General features: G+C 52.5%; 18 protein-coding genes. 10 read left to right on the forward strand and 8 right to left on the reverse strand.

The window, feature by feature from the left end; genetic code table 11:
- Positions 1 to 3: 3 nt before the first annotated feature.
- From HG15A2_RS16950 to can, 4 genes are all read left to right on the forward strand, one after another.
- A complete protein-coding gene (locus tag HG15A2_RS16950) occupies positions 4 to 1,398 on the forward strand; it encodes a proton-conducting transporter transmembrane domain-containing protein (protein WP_145061611.1) in 1,395 nt (464 codons plus the stop codon).
- 44 nt (positions 1,399 to 1,442) lie between these two features.
- Positions 1,443 to 2,912, forward strand: coding sequence for a proton-conducting transporter transmembrane domain-containing protein (locus HG15A2_RS16955; RefSeq protein WP_145061612.1), 1,470 nt, complete (start codon positions 1,443 to 1,445; stop codon positions 2,910 to 2,912).
- Positions 2,913 to 2,950: 38 nt separating this feature from the next.
- Positions 2,951 to 4,648: a SulP family inorganic anion transporter gene (locus HG15A2_RS16960; RefSeq protein WP_246117769.1), complete on the forward strand. Its 1,698-nt coding sequence runs from the start codon at positions 2,951 to 2,953 to the stop codon at positions 4,646 to 4,648.
- An 846-nt stretch (positions 4,649 to 5,494) separates the two neighbouring features.
- Complete coding sequence (can, locus tag HG15A2_RS16965) at positions 5,495 to 6,139, forward strand: carbonate dehydratase (RefSeq protein ID WP_145061614.1); 645 nt, start codon at positions 5,495 to 5,497, stop codon at positions 6,137 to 6,139.
- A 565-nt stretch (positions 6,140 to 6,704) separates the two neighbouring features.
- Here can and HG15A2_RS16970 read toward each other — a convergent pair.
- The 6 genes from HG15A2_RS16970 to HG15A2_RS16995 form a co-directional block, all read right to left on the reverse strand.
- The gene (locus tag HG15A2_RS16970) at positions 6,705 to 8,393 is read right to left on the reverse strand and encodes an ammonia-forming cytochrome c nitrite reductase subunit c552 (RefSeq protein WP_145061616.1); all 1,689 of its coding nucleotides are present in this window, start codon (positions 8,391 to 8,393) and stop codon (positions 6,705 to 6,707) included.
- Positions 8,390 to 8,881: a cytochrome c nitrite reductase small subunit gene (gene nrfH / locus HG15A2_RS16975; protein WP_145064122.1), complete on the reverse strand. Its 492-nt coding sequence runs from the start codon at positions 8,879 to 8,881 to the stop codon at positions 8,390 to 8,392. Before nrfH ends, HG15A2_RS16970 begins: the two co-directional genes overlap by 4 nt.
- A 168-nt stretch (positions 8,882 to 9,049) precedes the next feature.
- Entirely contained in the window at positions 9,050 to 9,469 is a 420-nt protein-coding gene (locus HG15A2_RS16980) for a universal stress protein (protein ID WP_145061618.1), read from the reverse strand.
- A 49-nt stretch (positions 9,470 to 9,518) separates the two neighbouring features.
- The gene (locus tag HG15A2_RS16985) at positions 9,519 to 10,019 is read right to left on the reverse strand and encodes a CBS domain-containing protein (RefSeq protein WP_145061620.1); all 501 of its coding nucleotides are present in this window, start codon (positions 10,017 to 10,019) and stop codon (positions 9,519 to 9,521) included.
- 3 nt (positions 10,020 to 10,022) lie between these two features.
- Positions 10,023 to 10,499 carry a universal stress protein gene (locus HG15A2_RS16990; protein WP_145061622.1) on the reverse strand — a complete coding sequence of 159 codons (477 nt, stop codon included), beginning with the start codon at positions 10,497 to 10,499 and terminating at the stop codon, positions 10,023 to 10,025.
- A gap of 44 nt (positions 10,500 to 10,543) precedes the next feature.
- Positions 10,544 to 11,080, reverse strand: coding sequence for a universal stress protein (locus tag HG15A2_RS16995; protein WP_145061624.1), 537 nt, complete (start codon positions 11,078 to 11,080; stop codon positions 10,544 to 10,546).
- A gap of 353 nt (positions 11,081 to 11,433) precedes the next feature.
- Here HG15A2_RS16995 and HG15A2_RS17000 point away from each other — a divergent pair, with 353 nt between their 5' ends.
- The 6 genes from HG15A2_RS17000 to HG15A2_RS17025 all read left to right on the forward strand — a co-directional run bounded on the left by HG15A2_RS17000 (position 11,434) and on the right by HG15A2_RS17025 (position 16,353).
- Positions 11,434 to 11,898 carry a hypothetical protein gene (locus HG15A2_RS17000; RefSeq protein WP_145061625.1) on the forward strand — a complete coding sequence of 155 codons (465 nt, stop codon included), beginning with the start codon at positions 11,434 to 11,436 and terminating at the stop codon, positions 11,896 to 11,898.
- Between the two features lie 265 nt (positions 11,899 to 12,163).
- Entirely contained in the window at positions 12,164 to 12,928 is a 765-nt protein-coding gene (locus tag HG15A2_RS17005) for a hypothetical protein (protein ID WP_145061627.1), read from the forward strand.
- Between the two features lie 205 nt (positions 12,929 to 13,133).
- A complete protein-coding gene (locus HG15A2_RS17010) occupies positions 13,134 to 14,969 on the forward strand; it encodes a PAS domain S-box protein (RefSeq protein ID WP_145061629.1) in 1,836 nt (611 codons plus the stop codon).
- A 24-nt stretch (positions 14,970 to 14,993) separates the two neighbouring features.
- The gene (locus HG15A2_RS17015; RefSeq protein ID WP_145061631.1) at positions 14,994 to 15,371 is read left to right on the forward strand and encodes a response regulator; all 378 of its coding nucleotides are present in this window, start codon (positions 14,994 to 14,996) and stop codon (positions 15,369 to 15,371) included.
- A 236-nt stretch (positions 15,372 to 15,607) separates the two neighbouring features.
- A complete protein-coding gene (locus HG15A2_RS25170) occupies positions 15,608 to 15,874 on the forward strand; it encodes a BON domain-containing protein (protein WP_145061633.1) in 267 nt (88 codons plus the stop codon).
- A gap of 89 nt (positions 15,875 to 15,963) precedes the next feature.
- Positions 15,964 to 16,353, forward strand: a complete 390-nt coding sequence (locus HG15A2_RS17025; RefSeq protein WP_145061635.1) for a response regulator — start codon at positions 15,964 to 15,966, stop codon at positions 16,351 to 16,353.
- A gap of 73 nt (positions 16,354 to 16,426) precedes the next feature.
- On the opposite strand, the gene HG15A2_RS17030 is transcribed toward HG15A2_RS17025, so the two are convergent.
- Together HG15A2_RS17030 and HG15A2_RS17035 are read right to left on the reverse strand one after the other, a co-directional pair.
- Positions 16,427 to 17,194, reverse strand: a complete 768-nt coding sequence (locus HG15A2_RS17030) for a VIT1/CCC1 transporter family protein (RefSeq protein WP_145061637.1) — start codon at positions 17,192 to 17,194, stop codon at positions 16,427 to 16,429.
- Positions 17,194 to 18,555 (reverse strand): sigma-54-dependent transcriptional regulator, encoded by a 1,362-nt coding sequence (locus HG15A2_RS17035; RefSeq protein WP_145061639.1) that lies wholly within the window; start codon positions 18,553 to 18,555, stop codon positions 17,194 to 17,196. Before HG15A2_RS17035 ends, HG15A2_RS17030 begins: the two co-directional genes overlap by 1 nt.
- Positions 18,556 to 18,571: the final 16 nt, after the last annotated feature.

The following is an 18,571-nucleotide window of genomic DNA, read 5'->3' on the forward strand; positions in this document are numbered from 1 at the left end:
ACGATGGAAGTTACCTGGGAAATATTTGTACTTGGGCTCGTTGTGATCGCGAGTCCCTTAGCGCTCGTCGCGGTGCTAGGGACGACAGCGCTCATCGGAAAGCCGCTGTCTGAATCTAAAACTCAAAACTGGACGTATGCCACAACGATCATTGGGCTTATTGCAGCGCTGGCTATCCTGGCGATGATGCTTGCCGACGATAAACGGTATATCCCAATTGAGCTGGGGAACTGGGTCGCCATTCCAGACCAACATTTTCACTTTAGTTTAAAATTTGTATTTGATCGACTCAGTGTTCCTTTCGTCATTCTGTCGTACGTCTTGTGTGGCACAATTGGCGCGTTTACAAGTCGCTACCTACATCGCGAACCTGGCTACCTGCGGTTTTACGTTTGCTACTCGTTCTTTGTGCTGGGAATGATTGTCAGTTCGCTGGCAGGCACGATCGAAGTCCTGTTTCTGGGCTGGGAGTTAGTGGGGCTCTCTTCGGCATTACTAGTCGCTTTCTTCCATGATCGCAAATCACCAGTTCGAAATGGGCTCCGGGTTTGGAGTGTCTATCGGGTTTCTGACGCTGCGTTTTTAGTGGCGGCGGTCGCCCTACACCACCTGACCGGTGGAGGCGACTTTGGCGGATTGATGGGAATTGGCTCTTGGCCAGACGGCATAGCAACCCTGACTAGTGAACAAGCCATGTTCGTTGGCCTGCTGCTGCTGGTCGCTGCCGCTGGGAAATCGGCACTCGTGCCGTTCTCCGGGTGGCTACCACGCGCAATGGAAGGACCAACTCCATCTAGCGCCATCTTCTATGGTGCGCTTTCGGTCCACCTGGGAGCGTTTCTCCTGCTGCGAATCAGTCCCATTCTCGAGTTGTCGTTGATCCTCTCTGTGACGGTCGTAGCAATAGGTTTAGTGACTGCGATATTCGCCTCAGTTGCCGCTCGAGTGCAGACGGACATCAAGAGCGCGTTGGCCTATGCCTCGCTAACTCAGGTAGGGATCATTGTTGCTGAGATTGGATTGGGACTACGGTACATTGCGCTTATTCATATTATCGGGCATGCATGTCTTCGCACATTGCAGCTACTACGTGCACCAACACTATTGCACGATTACCAGGTGCTAGAGAACGCCATTGGGCAACAAGATGCCACACCAACTGCGGCGGGAGGGCACTGGACACCCACTTGGCTTCGCGAGCGAGTCTATCGATTTGCCAGTGAGCGTGGGCACCTCGATAGCTTAATCGACTCCTATGTCGTTTACCCCATACGCCGTGTTCTGCTTCAATGCGATGCCTGGGAGCGTGCGTGGACCGATTTTCTGTCAGGAACTCAATCGCGCGAATCAGATGCCGTGCCAGTTCATGATGATGTGGTAGAAGAATTAAGACTCTAGCCTTCTCAGAAATCCTCTCAAACGCTGAAGCACCTGGAATCAATATGCTTGAGTTGCACTTACCTTGGCTTGAATTAGCCATCCTCACACCAATGCTGGGCGCAGTAGCTATTGCTCGCTCACGTGATCCCGAACGGGCACGCAGTTGGACGATTTATGCGACGGGCTTAACGTTGCTGTTTGCTCTAGCTGCCTGGGAAGACTTCAACACACTTGGTGCCTTTGAGGCTCACGATCATTGGGACGTAGTCTCGAGAGTACTCGGCCCAAACGCCATTGTCATCGACGAGCTGAGCGCTCCGCTGTTGCCACTTGCAGCTCTGTTGTTCTTTCTGACCACGTTATCCACTCTCCGAACGAAGGTGCGGCGGTTTCCTTTCGCATGGAACCTCGTTTCACTTACTTTCTTGCTTGCGATGCTGAGTTGCCGCGAACCTTGGGGCATCATCCTACTGTTGGGATTGCAAGCCATACCGCCAGCCATCGAATTGCATGCACGCGGCCGCTCGATAAAGGTATTCGGAATACACATGGCACTATTCCTAGCACTCTTAGCTGCTGGCTGGGCAATGATCGACGCCGAAGGAGACAAATCCAGCCATTCCATCGTGGCGATCAGCATGCTGATTGCGGCAGTATTGATTCGCAGTGGCTGTGTACCTCTGCACTGTTGGATGACCGACCTATTCGAGAACGCCACACTGGGAACGGCCTTGCTTCACGTTACGCCCATGGCCGGTGCCTACGCCGCAGTTCGGTTAGTGCTGCCAATCGCCCCAGATTGGGCTTTGCAGGCGATCGCCTTGATTTCACTAACGACTGCGGTCTATGCCGCAGCAATGGCTCTTGTGCAGCGGGAGTCAAGACGTTTTTTTGTCTACCTTTTTTTAAGTCATTCGTCACTCGTATTGATCGGCTTGGAAGTCGCTACGCCTATTGGGCTGACAGGAGGTTTGTGCGTATGGCTTTCGGTAGGTCTATCGCTGGCAGGCTTAGGGCTAACACTCCGTGCCCTTGAATCGCGCACCGGACGACTTTCCTTGGCTGACTATCACGGACTTTATGAACATGCCCCTGCATTGGCTTCGTTCTTCCTGTTGACGGGTTTAGCAAGTATCGGCTTTCCCGGTACTGTCGGATTCATCGGTGCAGAACTCATTGTCGAGGGAGCCGTCGATGTCTATCCGATGGTAGGCACACTGGTGGTGATTGCCGCAGCACTCAATAGCATTGCAATCATGCACGTCTACTTTCGACTCTTCACCGGAACACAACATACCGCGTCCATCTCTCTCAATGTTCGTACACCAGAAAGAGTGGCCATCCTAATTCTATCGGCTTTAATTATCGGCGGCGGGCTCTGGCCGCAGCCAGGAGTGGCATCTCGGTACCATGCGGCACAGGAAATTATGTCACGACGAGATCGAGTCTTGATAGATCCGGAAAACCTCGACCCTGCAACCAAGACGTCAGGCCCGCAGCAGCATACGCAGACAACTCAGCAAGGCGGTTAGTCGCTATCGAGTAACAGCCATTTTCCCAGGAGAGAAAAGTGTTAGCAGACAACAACGGTGCCCAATCAATGGCTCCAAGCGAGACACCGCGAGGAGATGTCGCGGGATTTAAGCAGTATTTCAAACAGGACGTTCTCTCTGGGTTTCTCGTCTTCTTGATCGCGTTGCCACTTTGCTTAGGCATCGCTTTGGCATGCGGCTATCCGGCGATCGCTGGAATTTTCACAGCCATTATCGGTGCGATAGTGGCCACTTTCATTAGCGATTCAGAATTGACCATCAAAGGTCCTGCCGCTGGATTGATCGTCATCGCAATTGGTTGTGTTGAAGCATTCGGAGGTGATGGGCCAATGGGCGGCTTTAGCGAAGCAGATATGAGCGCCTATAAGATGGCGCTTGCTGTCGGTGTAGCCGCTGCCATCTTGCAGATCATCGCCGGGCTGTTTCGTTCCGGCATTCTGGCGGAATTTTTCCCACTGGCCGCCGTTCACGGCATGTTGGCTGCGATTGGCGTCATCATCATGGTGAAGCAAATCCCGATCGCCCTTGGCGTGCGAGGCGCGAAGGGGGAACCGCTGGAAATGATTAAGGAAATCCCCCATTTCTTCAAAGAACTCAATCCTGAGATCGCCCTGGTCGGCGGGATAAGTCTCTTAATCATGTTCTTATGGCCGTGGGCAAAGAAGCTTCATCCCCTACTCAAGGCTATACCGGCTCCGATGATTGTGCTACTCGTAGCAGTGCCGCTCGGCATGTTATTTGACCTGCAACACACTCACATCTACACATTCCACGGGCACAAGTACAAAGTAGGCGAAGTCTACCTAGTAACCATGCCAGATCGAGTCTTTGGCATGTTCGACTACATTACCTATCCTGATTTCTCGGCACTCAAGCAGCCCACGGCATGGAAGTGGGTGTTTATGTTTTTCATCATCGGCAGTCTAGAATCGTTGCTCAGCGCCAAGGCCATCGATTTGCTTGATCCTTGGAAACGCAAGACGAATTTGAACCGAGACCTTGTCGCTGTTGGGGTAGGAAACTTAGCATGTTCCTTGGTGGGCGGTCTCCCAATGATCTCCGAGATTGTGCGCAGTAAAGCCAATATCGACAATGGCGCTCGCACTCGCTTCGCCGACTTTTGGCATGGAATATTTCTACTGCTTTGCGTGGCGCTCATTCCCACAATCCTGCATTTGATACCACTCGCAGCACTAGCCGCGATGCTCGTCTATACAGGTTTTCGATTGGCTCACCCAACGGAGTTCTTGCATGTGCTGAAAGTCGGTAAGGAACAACTGCTAATTTTTGTCGTAACGCTGGTCGCAGTGCTGGCAACGGACTTGTTGATTGGTATCGGCATAGGCGTAGCAGTAAAAATGATGATTCACCTAGTTAACGGTGTGCCGCTACGATCACTATTCAAGCCGTACCTAGACGTGGAGAACCAAGATGGCGAGACAGTTATCATTGCCGCTCAATATTCCGCTGTTTTTAGCAACTGGATTCTATTTCGCAAGCAGCTGGTCGACCTCGGATTGATGCAGCGAAAGAATGTCATTCTTGATTTGGCGCAAACTAAGCTTGTCGACCACAGCGTGATGGAAAAGCTGCATGAAATTCAAGCAGATTTCACTGCAGCAGAGCTCGACCTTCAAGTCGTTGGCTTGGAACATCACCACGGTCTTTCGAGTCATGAATTGTCAGCCCAGAAACTAAGCGCCATAGGCAACTAGCACAAGCGCAGACAAGACTTCCCTCCTAAAACCCTGAGTTCAATAGGCAGGCAAACCGCTCTAGCGACGTGCAAGCGATGGAACACAGCGAAGCAGGAGTCCATATGACGAAGGGCGCTAGGATCCCCCAGCCATCCCTGACGTCGATGCTCGACTTCTGGCTGCTTTCTGGCTACAGCAAATCGAACCACCGGGAGCCTACTAATTCGAATGCTATCACTGAGCAGCACGCGGGCACCGACAAGGTAGGTCTCGACAACACCACCGAGGTGGCTGTATTGGCAAACCAAAACCGCGATCTCTGTACTGAGCAAGTGATCATCAAAGCCCCTGCACTTTCTTGCCTTGTTTTATCAGGTAGCGGAGTGACAGGCGGAACTGTCGGACCTCTAGAGCAGTCGCATGAAGTTGTTCTTGAACCTTCTAGGGACTACCATCACCACAGAGGGTCTCGCCAAGTCAAAGGGTCTTGCGAAGTCGGAATGGTTGCTCCTGAAAGAAATGCTCGTGGTCAATGACGCTTTGAAACATCTTGAAGAACAGGCCATCCAGCGAACAATATCAGATACTGGTGCAGGAATTGAAACTGCAACAGGCCGACCAAATTCAGAAACAGCCCGATGCAGTCAAGCAATGTGCGGATGAAAATCTACAATTGCACATCTCGGTCAGGGGTGACTAGACAGTGCAAATCGCGAGATTTGACACCACGCAGGTCAATTTTGCTTGCCCTTATCAATCAAGTGGTCGACCCAAGTACTCAGCTTTCACAATCAAGCAAAATCGGTACAATCAGGAAGCAGTAGCCACCTTAGAGCTCCTCGAATTACTGATCTGGATTAGTAAATGCGCTTCTTACCAGAGTTAATAGAGAACAACCGCACCTGGGCAAGTGATGTTCTGGATGAAGACCCTGAGTTCTTCAATAAGTTGGCCCAAGGACAAAAGCCCGAGGTCCTCTGGATCGGCTGTGCAGATAGTCGAGTACCGGCTAATCAGATCATTGGGCTCAAGCCTGGCGACGTCTTTGTGCATCGCAACATCGCCAACGTGGTCGTTCACAGCGATTTCAATTGCCAAAGCGTAATCGAGTACGCTGTCAGCGTCTTGAAGATCAAGCACATTATCGTGTGTGGGCACTATGGCTGTGGTGGTGTCAAAGCAGCAACAGAAAATCATCACGTCGGTCTCATTGATGGATGGTTAAGACACATCCGCGATGTGCGTCAAAAGCACGATGCCGTATTGCGCATGATCAGTGACGAAAAGGAGCTGATTGATCGGCTTTGCGAACTTAACGTCGTTGAGCAGGCTTTGAATGTTTGTCACTCAACAGTCGTGCAAGAAGCCTGGGAACAAGGCTACGAGCTCGCGGTTCACGGCTGGATATACGCGGTAAAGGACGGGCTCCTACGAGATCTGAACGTCACCATTGGCAGCCCAACTGAGATCGCCGAAGCATATCGCGTCGCAGTGAACATAACTGCGTAGCGTCGGGTTCAGAGAGCGTTGCGTCAGGCACTTCTTACCGCAATTGCACCGATACTGTTCCTGCAGTTCGAAAGTGTTGCTTCATCGAAGAACTAACTTCAAGATTGTTGCCAGCTTTATTTTTTCTTGTAGCCAAATTCCCTGCGATGCTAGGCGGACCTGCAGGCTGAAACTCATTCGTTGGCAAGGTGCAGCGGAGTAGTCGCCCACCTGTAGAAATGGAAGCCAATTCGCAGAGGTGACGGTTGCCACTGCAGCTGCGCCTTCACATGCACATTCAAGTGGTCTTCTTCCTGAATGACTCACTCGAAGATAGCTTGGTGACCAATCACGGTGTGCTATTTTCCATTGGCCTAGATGTCACCCCCAACGTATTGCCAGTTCCTAAACCGCCTCAATCCGTCACTCCCAAAACAATCCGGAACACCAGCTGTGCCTGTCTCGGGTAGTACGCTAACTCCGGTTTTCACAGGCAATGAACCGCTCGGGCAGCACCAATACCGGGCAATGCGTCAAACCCACGATGCATTATTCCAGAGAATACCGACGAGTATTTCCACAAGCCTTACGACTCTTCCGGTTCTTTCTCAACAGTTACACCCTGAATAGGCTCCGCAGGAACATCTTTGATCTCCGGCGGATCCGGAGCACGCAATCGTAGAGCCATCGCTTGTGCTTGGCGGCTGTAGTCAATCGACTCGCCCAGGATGCGAGCCGCTTCCTGGTCGGCGTGAAAACCACGTGAGTTCTCGCTGCTGATGAAGTCGAGCCGCCACATCGCTTTGCGCTGTAGCTTCATCACCTCGGCGAGTTGGTCTTCGCTAACATCCGCAGCTTTAGCTTCTAGGATCGAGTCGAGCATGTCGGTCATTGCTAGGGCCGCTCTTTCCAGCAGGGCTGCATTGTTTGACTGGATCGTTTCTATTCGATCCCTGAGCTGGTCCTCGCTGCCACGATGGCAGTTCTGGCAGGCGGCGTTGAGATTCTCCATAGGCGAGCGAACATGGTGATTGCTCAATTTCGCCGCACCAACTCGTTCGTAGGGCATGTGACAATCCGAACAACTGACACCGCTGCGGGCGTGGATGCCTTGACTCCAAAGTTCGAACTCGGGGTGCTGTGCTTTGTAAACAGGTGCGCCGGTCTCGCCGTGGATGTAGTCGTAGAACTCGCTGCCGTCAGGGAAAGTGGTCTCTTCCCAAGTCTTCTCCAAGTCCTCCATCTTCAGGCCGTTCTTCCACGGAAAGGTAAGCGTCATTTTGTTCGCGCAGTAATACTCGACGTGACACTGTCCGCAGGCGAATGAACGCATCTCCTGACGGGTTGCAAGTAGGTTCGGATCGTACGCTTCGCTGCGATCTCCCTTGCGCCATTTTTCGATACTGGGTAGATGCGGTACTGGAGCATCACCCGCCGCAAGCGCTGCTATCCCGTTGACAAACCCTGGGCGAGTGACGCGAATCGCCATCGTATTCGGATCATGGCAATCGATGCACGTCACAGGATGTGCTTCGCCCAGATCCACATGGCCTTCTGGCAATGGTTGGCCCGCCATCTCGCTATCGAAGCCGCCAGCGGGTGCTGCTGGGAATACGGGTTGGTTCTCGTCCGGGGTGCCGTCAGGCATCTGTTTTAGTAGAGCAAGAACTTCCTGATAAGTCTTGGTACTGGCTTCCTCAAAACCTCTTTGCACTGCCGCCATGTTGAATTCAGCAGCCAGCGTTTCATCATCTGATTTCTGGCCCATCGCTACGAGTCCCAGCTTACGATAGAGCACAGTTGTTGAACCATGACAATGCAAGCACGCTCCAGCCTGTGGCTTCTTAGTGACCCGCTCGGTAACTCCTTGGTCATACAGCATGTAAGCGTGCCCGCGTGCTTCGCGGTAGTCGATGCTGAAGGCATACCCGGCGTACAAACGTTTAAGCCACGGTTGCGTTTCAAGCTTCGATTGCGGCATTGCGCTCGATCCACCGTAAAACTTGTCACCGGCTGTCGATTTCCATCCATCGAAGTGATGCGGCCAGTTCAATCCCCACGGTTCTGGGTCGGTCGAAATTTCAGAGACCTCAGCGATGCGGACGAACGGTGTCCGCGCCTCTTGCTTACGACCATAAATATTGATCAGTACATAAGCCACCAGAGCAGTAGCAACCGCGGCAGCTAGAAAAGCCAGAATTAAGATCCTGGCTGAGCCACTTCGACGTTTTGTGCGTTGGTAACCATCGATCGCATTCTTTATGGGATTACTCATGGCAAGTGACTCGAATTACGTTGGGGAGCAATCGATTGGGCGTGGCCGACACTCGCATGACAATGAACGCACGAGAGCATGTCGCCTCCCTTATCGACCGGAAGCATATGATTGACGAGATCCTGATGGCAGTGCAGGCAAGCGTTTTGCACCACTTGGCTATTGCGCGGCTTGATTTGGATTGGGTCTTTGAAATCGCCAGTGGTAAACGCTAGCGAGTGGAAGAAACCGTTGTCAGCCTTAGTAACCCACTTGCCGACGGGGTCGTGAGAAAGGTGACAGTCATTGCAAGTGGCGACATCGTGATGGCTCGACTTGATCCAACTGTCATACTGCGATTGCATCACGTGGCAATTGGCACAAGAGGCGGGGTTATTGCCAAGATAGGCATGACCTCCGCCATATCCGAAGGTGAAAAACCCCATGCCGCCACAGACTCCGCAAATCAATGCGACTGCCAGTGCGAGGCCCTTCGTGTGAGTCCGCATTGGCTTCCTGGTAGTCGCTTTGCCCACTGAAAGTAACTCCTAAGCACGGATCGGGTGCGGGTTTGCCGTGCCGTCAGTTTTAGTGTCTTCCCTGGCTATTATCAATATCTCCAAAAAGCAACTTAACTCACGGACGAATACGTTCGAATACACATAACTCGAAATGGGCTAGTGCCGCAGTACCAACACAGGGCAGTGTGCCAGGCGTAAAACGCGTTCTGCCACCGAACCGAGCAGGATACGCTTGATCCCCGTTCTACCGTGCGAGGGCATCACGATCACATCGGCTCCGATTTCCTCGGCAAGGCTGGCGATTTCATATCCTGGGTCGCCAAAGGAAACACGAAAATCGATTCCGCGATACCTTTCGTCCGCGAAGTTCTTCCAGAAAGCTTCTTTGATGTGTTCGCGTTGCGACTGCTCGGTAAGTGCTCCCCACACCGATTCTGGAGAAGTGACAGAAAGGTTCACTCCCACGTTCACAGCACATACATCCGTACCCATCCCCAACGCCGTGTCTAGGGCACGATGCGAGTTCTCGCTGAAGTCGATTGGCACCAGCAGTTTCTTACCTTCGAACCAGTTCATGCTATCCTTCCTTTCCTACTAGTCTTTGCCAAGCGCCAGTGCTTGACTATCAGAGATCGCAACTGCTATGAGCCACTACTGCTTTAAGGACGTCAAAAGTGCTGATGACTCCTGCCGGGCGTGAGCTGACGTCGACGACAACTAGGCGGTGAATATGACTTCCAAGCATGTACTCCGCTGCATCAAGTAGCGACAGTTTTGCACTAATCGTTTGCGGTGCTCTACTCATGTAACTTTCTACGAGGTCCTCTGCGCCGAATTCGGTCCAATAACGTTGGTTGAGATCCTCGCTCGTCAGTAGAGATTCTTCCGCCATTACACCGTTTCCGCAGGAGCCACCTCTTGGCCGGTCGCGCCGCATAAAGTCGTAGTTGCTAATGACGCCGACACAATGCCCAAATTCGTTCACGACAGGGGCACCGGTAACACCAGCCGTGGTCAGCAACTGTGAGGCCTCTGGCATGGTGGCATGCTCTGACACGGTGAGCACGTCGCGCGTCATGACGTCAGCAACGCGAATCTCCTGCAAGTATTTCGCAGCAACGTTCATGGCCTAGCTACCTCCACCTTCCCCCGCGATTGGTTCGTCTTCTAAGGCGATTGGCATTTTCACCGTCATAACCGGGCACTTCGCTTGGCGAACGAGAGATTCTGCAACACTACCCATCAGAACCCGAAACGCGCCGGTTCTCCCGTGAGTTCCGATAACAATGACGTCCGGCAGTTCTTGAGCAGCCAGCTGAAGAATCTGCTCGGCCGCTTCTCCACGCATGAACACATGCTCGTAGGGCACTTGAGGAGAGGCCGGTCGAACTTGCAGCAGTCGGTCGTATTGCTGACGGGCAATCTCATCGACTTTTGGCACGTAGCCATAGCCGACATTTCCGAACACCAACCCCGGTGTCTCATCATCAACATGGACCACCAACAACGTTGCCCCCGTAGCAGCCGCCAAAGTACTGGCGTACTCCAAGGCCAACTCGCTACTTGCGGAAAAGTCCGTAGCGTAGAGAATCTTGCCAAGTTTCATGACATTCACCTCTAGGAAGGGGAGGGTGGGCAAGCAAGCGAGAACTAGTGCAGGCTAAGCTTCGACTCGATGCCGGGCCCTCTATGAGTTGCCTGTTCTTGCTCTGCCTCGCTTTTTTTCGAACCTTCCTCAGAAGCCTCTGCAGGCGTAGGTTGCTTGACTGTCAGCACGGGGCACTTCGCATTGCGCAGCACGCCTTCAGCAATACTTCCCATGAGCAGACGAGAGAGACCAGTTCGCCCGTGAGTGCCCATCACAATCAGATCGACCTGCTCACGATCGGCAAGGCCAACGATTTCCTTCTCCGGTGGACCATTCAGGAAGCGGTGTTCCACTTGAACGTTTGACTTGGTTGGCTGGACCTGCTCAAGCAGTTTACGATTCGCTCTTTCAACCTCTGGTGAATAGTCCGGCATTGTCGCCATCCCAGCATATCCCGCCAGATAGATAGGAGTGTCGTTGAACACATGCGCGATGATGAGCTTCGCTCCTGTTTCAGCAGCCAACGTCGACGCGTAACCAAGAGCAGCTTTGCTTGACTCAGAGAAATCGGTCGGTAGCAAAATTTTAATAATGTTCATGGCTTTTCCTTCATGTTGATGTGGCAGTGACGACAAGGAGGGACTTGTCTTCCCAAGTCCGCCCTGCCTTGTTGACTACCAGAGCAAGAAACATGCCAAGCCACGCTGTACTCTTTCTACGAATTGGATCAGAATTTCCAAGAGCAAGAACGCACTTTGCACATCTATCCGCACAGTGCAGGTGTGCACTTCCGCACACATGTCCGAGTTGTGCTTAACTCGAAGTCGGATTTCCGCTGGTGTTTGGCAGGCTGCAGCTCCCTTCTAGGAATCCGTGCCAGTTGGAACACGGTTTGCCTTCTCTGTGGCTGTTCGCAACTTTGCAGGTACCATACAAGCCTCAGGAGCCACTGATGAAAATTGCTATAGCTGGGTTGGTCGCGTTTTCCTTTGCTTTCTTTACTCAGGTCGTGGGTCAGGATCAGCCCACCGGAGATGATGCGAAGGGGACGACCAAGGCAGTCACCAAAGAGATTGATGAGCCCATTGAGTTTAACGTCTGGATGGATGTGAAGCTCGAGCAATCTCAGCAACTTCTAGCTGGCTTGGCTCAAGGTGATTTTCCAGCGATTGCGAAGAGTGCTCAGCAACTTCAGGCGCTGAGCAAGATCGAAGGGTTTGTGCGTCGCGGATTTCCAGGCTACGGAACGCAACTACGTTCGTTTGAGTTCGCCGTCGAAGAAATCGAACGCCAAGCCAAGAAAGAGAGCATCGAGGGAGTTGCCCTAGGTTTTCAGCAACTCACATTGAGCTGCGTAAATTGTCACAAGCAATTAAGGCAGCCTGCAATGGATCCCAATGAAGTTACGGCCGAATGACACTGACCTGTTGTGACACTACGGTCCGTGGAGATGGCCTGGAGGTTGAGCGTGTAAGGCAACCGACATTCACCTGCAGGCCTGGCCATAAACATTTGTCATAAAACAACTTATGAAGTGGCGGGCATATTCTCTTCGCGGACGCATCCCTGTTGACGCCGATGCAAGAAATTTCTTGCTTTCCCTGCGGCATGCCGCTACAGTAACCCGCATGCCTTCAGCGGAAGGCCGCATGCCCTGCAGGCCATGAATTGAGGAATTGGTCATGACTCGTCTAATTGCAAGTAGTCTCTTCGTTGGTCTCTTCTCCGTCTTGGCGACCACAGTCGGCCTTAAATCGGCCACAGCGGACATCGTGATCGACGGCAGCCCGCCAGCATCTGCGCCGGGTACGGTACCTTTTGGACTCGCAGGAGGATCCGGGCTAGATGTACTGGACAATTATATAATCTCCTATACCGGGATCAATCTCGCGGCCACCGAAAACCTTTATTTCGGCATCGCTAACCACTCGGTCAAGACTGGATACTCAATGGATGGGGGAGGGATTACTGGCGATGAGATTTTTAGGTTTGTTTCAGCCAGCGGTAATTCGCTCGTTTACTCCGGGGAAACGACTATTAAGTTTGATGGCTCAAACCCGCCGGCAGACTATGCTTCGCCGACGCGATTTACACTTACTTTCACTGGAACAGGGTCGTTCGTAGAAGACGGCACAACCACTGGCTTGTCGAATCCAAACGGCGATGTGGGTGCGCTGTGGCATGTCCAGGGTGATTTCTCTGTCAGTCTCTTAATGGAGGCAACGGCGCCTCCTGGTGATACAAATGCCGGCAATTTCGAACCTGGCCGCGATCTATTCAACCGATTGGGGACATTGAGCACCACCGAAACTGATTCGTCAATCGATTTCGGCTTCTATTACGAAAGCGTCGCGGTCCCCGAGGCGTCTTCATTCCTTTGCCTAGGCCTCGTGGCATTGGCGGCAGGTGGTTGGCAACAAATGCGGCGAATACCTCTACCGCGTTAGTCGAGGAATAGAAGGGGCGTGCGGTGCCAGACGGATCTCTGGGCATCACACTCGGCCAAACCCTAGAATTTGGTCTAGGAGGAAGGCTTGCCAGTTACGTCGATACGGCTAAAGATGGTTAGCTGTGCAGTTTATGACTCGGGTCTAGACTGCTTCAGCTTGCGCATCTCTCCGATGTCGCGTTGTTTCCACCGACTGGCCAACTATGGACCCTTCCTCAACTGAACGAGAGTTTGGGCGCATTCTCGAAGAATCACTCAATGAGATCTTTATTTTCGATGCTGTTACTTTGCAGTTCTTGCAAGTCAATCGAGGAGGTCGAGAGAACCTGGGCATGACGATCCAGGAGCTGCGCGAGCTGACTCCGGTCGATATCAAGCCTCATATGACTCGTGAATCGTTTGAGGCACTGATCCAGCCGCTACGCAATGGCTCCCAGGAGACTCTTGTCTTTGACACACTCCATCGACGTAAGAATGGATCCGACTACGAAGTTGAAGTGCATTTGCAATTAGCGTCGTTTCATGACCTACCAGCCTTTGTCGCGACCATACTTGACACGACCAAACGCAACCAAGTGGCCAATGATTTACGCGTGCGAAACCGCGCTATTGAGTCCGTTGGCGTAGGAGTGGTCATCAGCGACGCTTCGCAGCACGACATGCCCATTATCTATTGCAACCACGCGTTTGAGAGAATTACAGGCTACGGAACTCAAGAGGTGATCGGTCGCAATTGTCGATTTCTACAACAAGACGACCGTGACCAGGAAGCTCGGCATACGATCCGTGAGACTCTACACAGTGGCGAAGAGTGCCGCGTACTCCTCCGTAACTATCGCAAGGATGGCCAACTTTTTTGGAATGATTTACTGATCTCTCCAGTAAAAAACTCGGCGGGTGTCGTCACTCACTACGTCGGTCTCTGCAATGATCTCACTCAGCGAATTAGAGCCGAAGTAGAAAAGTCCGATAGAGAAACACGCCTGCAGGCGATCCTCAACACGGCAGTCGAGGCGATCATTACCATCGACGAGTGGGGAGTCTGCGAATCACTCAATCCTGCAGCAGAGACTATGTTTGGTTATAGCGTGAAGGAGGTCATTGGTCAGAATATTTCTATGCTCATGCCTTCGCCCTACAGGGAAGAGCACGACCAATATCTACAGAACTATCTGCGTACTGGTGAAAAGAAGATCATCGGAATCGGTCGCGAAGTCGTTGGGAGGCGAAAGAGTGGCGAAGAGTTTCCTATGGAGCTGTCCGTAAGTGAAGTGCGGCTTAAAGAAACGCGACTGTTTACAGGGATGGTCCGCGATGTCACAGAACTCAAGCATGCGCAGCAACAGCTTATTCAAGCGGAACGACTTACTGCCCTAGGTGAAGCGACGGCTCGCCTGGCACACGAGAGCCGCAATTCATTACAACGCATCCAGATCGCCGTTGAGACGGCACGGCTCCACTGCGACGAGCATCAACTGCTCGTAGACCAACTCAATTCTATTGAGAATGCTAGCGATAGACTTCATGCCTTACATGAAGAGGTGCGCAACTATGCGGCACCGTTAAATCTTGAGTTTGAAGAGACGACCCTCGCGAAGGTATGGCGAAGCGCCTGGAGCGCAACCCAACACCTCAGGCAAGGCCGGCAAGTCCATCTCATAGAGCAAATTCCCACAGACCAAATATACTGCCGCGTCGATCGGTTTCGATTCGAGCAGGTGTTTCGCAATCTATTTGAGAACGCTCTTGTCGCTTGCTCCGACCCGGTGGAGATCGCCATTAGTGTGACAGAAACGCACACCCCACTGGGCGATAAATGGCGCCTCTCGATTCAAGACAACGGCGTTGGCCTCGATGAGCAGCAAAGGCGTCGGGTCTTTGAGCCCTTTTTTACAACGAAGGCAAAAGGCACAGGGTTGGGCATGGCAATTGCCCAACGTATCGTCGAAGCTCATGGAGGCACGATTTCCGTGGGCTCGGGTTTCCTGGGCTCTGGGCAGCGGAACGGGGCAGAGTTCATCATTGAAATTTCTCGATAGTCGCCACCACCATTCTCTTCAGAAATGTGCAAGTCCCTAAGAATCGCCATTGCAGACGACGAGCCGGAAGTACTGGAGTACTTTTCCGGGGTCTTGCGTAGCCTAGGCCATCAAGTTGTGATTCAGGCGTCCAACGGACGTGAACTATTAGATGCCTGCCGGACAGACCGGCCACAATTGCTAATCACGGACATCGGGATGGACAAAATTCCAGGCATTGAGGCGATGCGTGCACTATCAGCGAATGTTCCCATGCCAACCATTCTTATCTCAGCCCTCTCGGAAGGGGACGAGTCACTATCAGAATCTGACGCTCAGGTTCTCGCATTCCTCAGTAAGCCCGTCAAACTTGCCACTTTCACAGGTGCTGTCAAAGTAGCGGTTGATCACATACTGCAGTAGACGATCCTCTGCAATGTTGCCCGAGTTTCTGTGCTCAATCGCTCAGAGTTACGCGATATCGCACATCTTCTTGGGTACTGCGATCCGGGAAATCAGCAGTCATAGCCATCTCGTGGGCAATCGTAATTGGCGCAAAACTTGCGATTGTTCTGGACGGCCTACCTGATGGTCCTTCTGGGTCGATTAGCCATATTCGGCTCACACAAACAGATTGCCGAGCGAAAGGAACTTGCCGTATGATTGCCCAATCTAGTCAAACTAAAATTGCTGTAGAGCCTAACGTTCCCGCCTCCCCAGTCGAGGACCGGTGCTTGATTTCGGAAGTGTTACGTCGAAACGGTCACCACGGCCTAATCGATGTTAACTGCGACCTTCGCGAAGGCATGGCTATCCTGCACGGTAGAGTGTCTCGCTACTACCTCAAGCAAATGGCACAGGAGATCGCCAAGCATTCAAATGGAGTGGAGGCTGTCGTGAACCGAATTCAGGTGTGCTCTGCCTGACGATTAGCGGCCATGAATATCATCCCTCCATTACTCCTGCGAAGGCTACAACGGAGTAATGCCTTATCGTGAACCTAACGAGAAGAGAAATGTCGAAGAATCTTTCCCTCCTTATCGTGGATAGTAACCGCCGTACCCTCGACACCATGACAAAATGGTTTCTGCAGCGTGGCCACCAGGTGACGGCAGTAATGCACCCACGCCAGGCGCTCGAAGCGGCCACATTTCGGGATTATGATGCTGCCGTAATTGAGCAGGCGCTCCCAGAAAAAAGCGGGCTGCAATTGATGCGTAAACTGAGAGGCTTAGTCGGTGACCTGAGAGTAATCCTACTTTCTAGCGACCCCAACAGCCTAACGCGACAAGAGGCCTTGCAGTGCGGAGCTCATGAACTCCTTTACAAGACTTGCCAACTGCGAGAGATCGACAGTTGCCTAACCGATACTGCTCCGGCTGTTGAAGAGTTCGAGGTCACTTAGGACAACATCAACTTGCTGGTGGTTTAAAAGCCTGACCGGAGGCTGCAAATAACATTTACTCCAGCATAACCCTCTAGGCGATTCCGCCGAGTAACAAACCGACTCCATAAGCCAGCACTGCTGCTCCGCCTCCGATCGCCAACGTTTCGATTCCAGCTCGATACCAAGATTGGTCGACAAACCACGATTTGGACGCACCAACTAAAAAGAACGCAAAGGCGGTCAGAAGCGTACTTGCCGCGTAAGGGTTGGCAATTTCAACGGAAGACACCGAATTAAAGATAAATGCTAAGAGAGGTATCAATCCCACTACGATGAAGGCTATGAAAGTCATGATTGCTGCTCGAAGCGCTGAGGGTCCTTCCAATGGCAGGCCTAGCTCCTCAACTAGCATCGTATCGACCCACCGCTTTCGATCCGCGGTGATCACATCAACGACCCCTTCAAGTTGATCTCCTTCGAACCCCTTGATGGCGAAGATTTGACGGATCTCTTCGCGTTCTCCTTCGGGGTAATCCGTGATGTGACTCTCTTCAACACGGCGAGCTTTCCGACGAAGCTCTTCTTCCGTCTTGGTACCTAGGTAATTGCTGGCTGCCATACTGAACCCATCGCCAACAAGGTTAGCCAGACCTAGGACAATGATTACACCAGTCGATAGCCCGGCCCCAGCGACTCCAGAGACGACGGCAAAAGTAGTCACCGCCCCATCAATCGCGCCATACACGAAATCCCGCAGATAACTATGAGTCGCAGGTGCTGCGAGACGTTCGTGAATCAGCTCGGGGGTGTGCGAGGCTGCCAAGTCGTCGGACCCTGGCGCAGTCGTTGAGGGCACCATTAGTGACTCTCGCTATGAAGTTCGCTCGGCTTGATATTGTACTTTTCAATCAAGCGGTACAAGCTGCGGCGACTCACGCCTAACGTTTTGGCAGACTGCAGCTTGTTGCCGTTTTCTTCCTGGAGCGCCTGAACGACGCGAGCCCGAGTGAGCGAAGCAAGATCGGCATCGGACCGAACTGCCGCTGATTGCAGAGAATGCGGTGCGTTTAGCACTTCTGGCGGAAGATTCTCCTGCCTTAGAATTTCATCGTCCGCTAACAGCTTGGCACGATCGATGGCATTTATGAGTTGCCTCACATTTCCCGGCCACGAGAACTCTGTAAGGATCTTGCAGAACTCGGGTCCGAACTCCCAACCGTGCCCGGCGAAATGGTTAGCCAGCAGAAGCACATCATCGCCGCGCTCTCGCAGTGGCGGCAACACGAACGACATCACGTTAATACGGTAGTAGAGATCTTCTCGAAACCGCTTCTCCGCGACTTCTGTGGCCATGTCACGGTTGGTTGCTGCAATAATCCTCACATCGACACGTCGCTCCTTGAGCGAGCCTACTCTTCTTAGTGAGCCGTCTTCCAAGACACGCAGTAGCTTGGGTTGCAACGCTGGTGCAAGCTCTCCGATCTCGTCAATGAACAACGTCCCGCCATCGGCGACCTCAAACAAACCTGGCTTGGTGTTCGCTGCTCCCGTAAACGCTCCCTTTTCATGACCAAAGAGTTCGCTTTCCAAGAGTTGCTCTGGCAACGCAGCGCAATTGACCACGACGAGCGGGTGGCTGGCTCTGCTACTGGCTTCGTGCAGGGCACGGGCGACCAACTCTTTGCCAGTGCCACTCTCACCTTGGATAAGAATAGGCTTGTCACTGGGGGCAACGCGGGCAATAAGCCTAAAGACTTCCTCCATTGCAGCCGATTCACCAACCATGCTGCCCTTTGGCGCATTCCGTTCGATGAGTGTGCGTAGCCGTCGGTTTTCGTTGCGCATTCGACCTGCTTCTGCCGCCTTGCCTATCACTGCCTCTAGTTGGCTGAGCTTGGTAGGTTTGGTTAAAAAGTCGTATGCACCCATCTTCATCGCGTGGACAGCCTTTTCCACGGTTCCTTCGCCAGTCAGTAAGACGACTTGCGTTTCGGCACTGTCTGCACGAAGCTTTTCTAATAGCTCAATACCCGTCATCCCCGACATGACCATATCTAACAGCACCACGTCGAAGGCATGATTCTGCAACTTCTCCAGGGCAATCTCTGCGCTCTCCGCTTGGTCAACGTGATGCCCGAGTTGGAAGAAATAGTTAGCGAAACCTTGGCGAAGTTCGTCGTCGTCATCGACGAATAAGAGATCAAGACTAGCACTGCTCATGTTGGAATTTCAAATG

This window comes from Adhaeretor mobilis, assembly GCF_007741515.1.
Classification (GTDB): Bacteria; Planctomycetota; Planctomycetia; order Pirellulales; family Lacipirellulaceae; genus Adhaeretor; species Adhaeretor mobilis.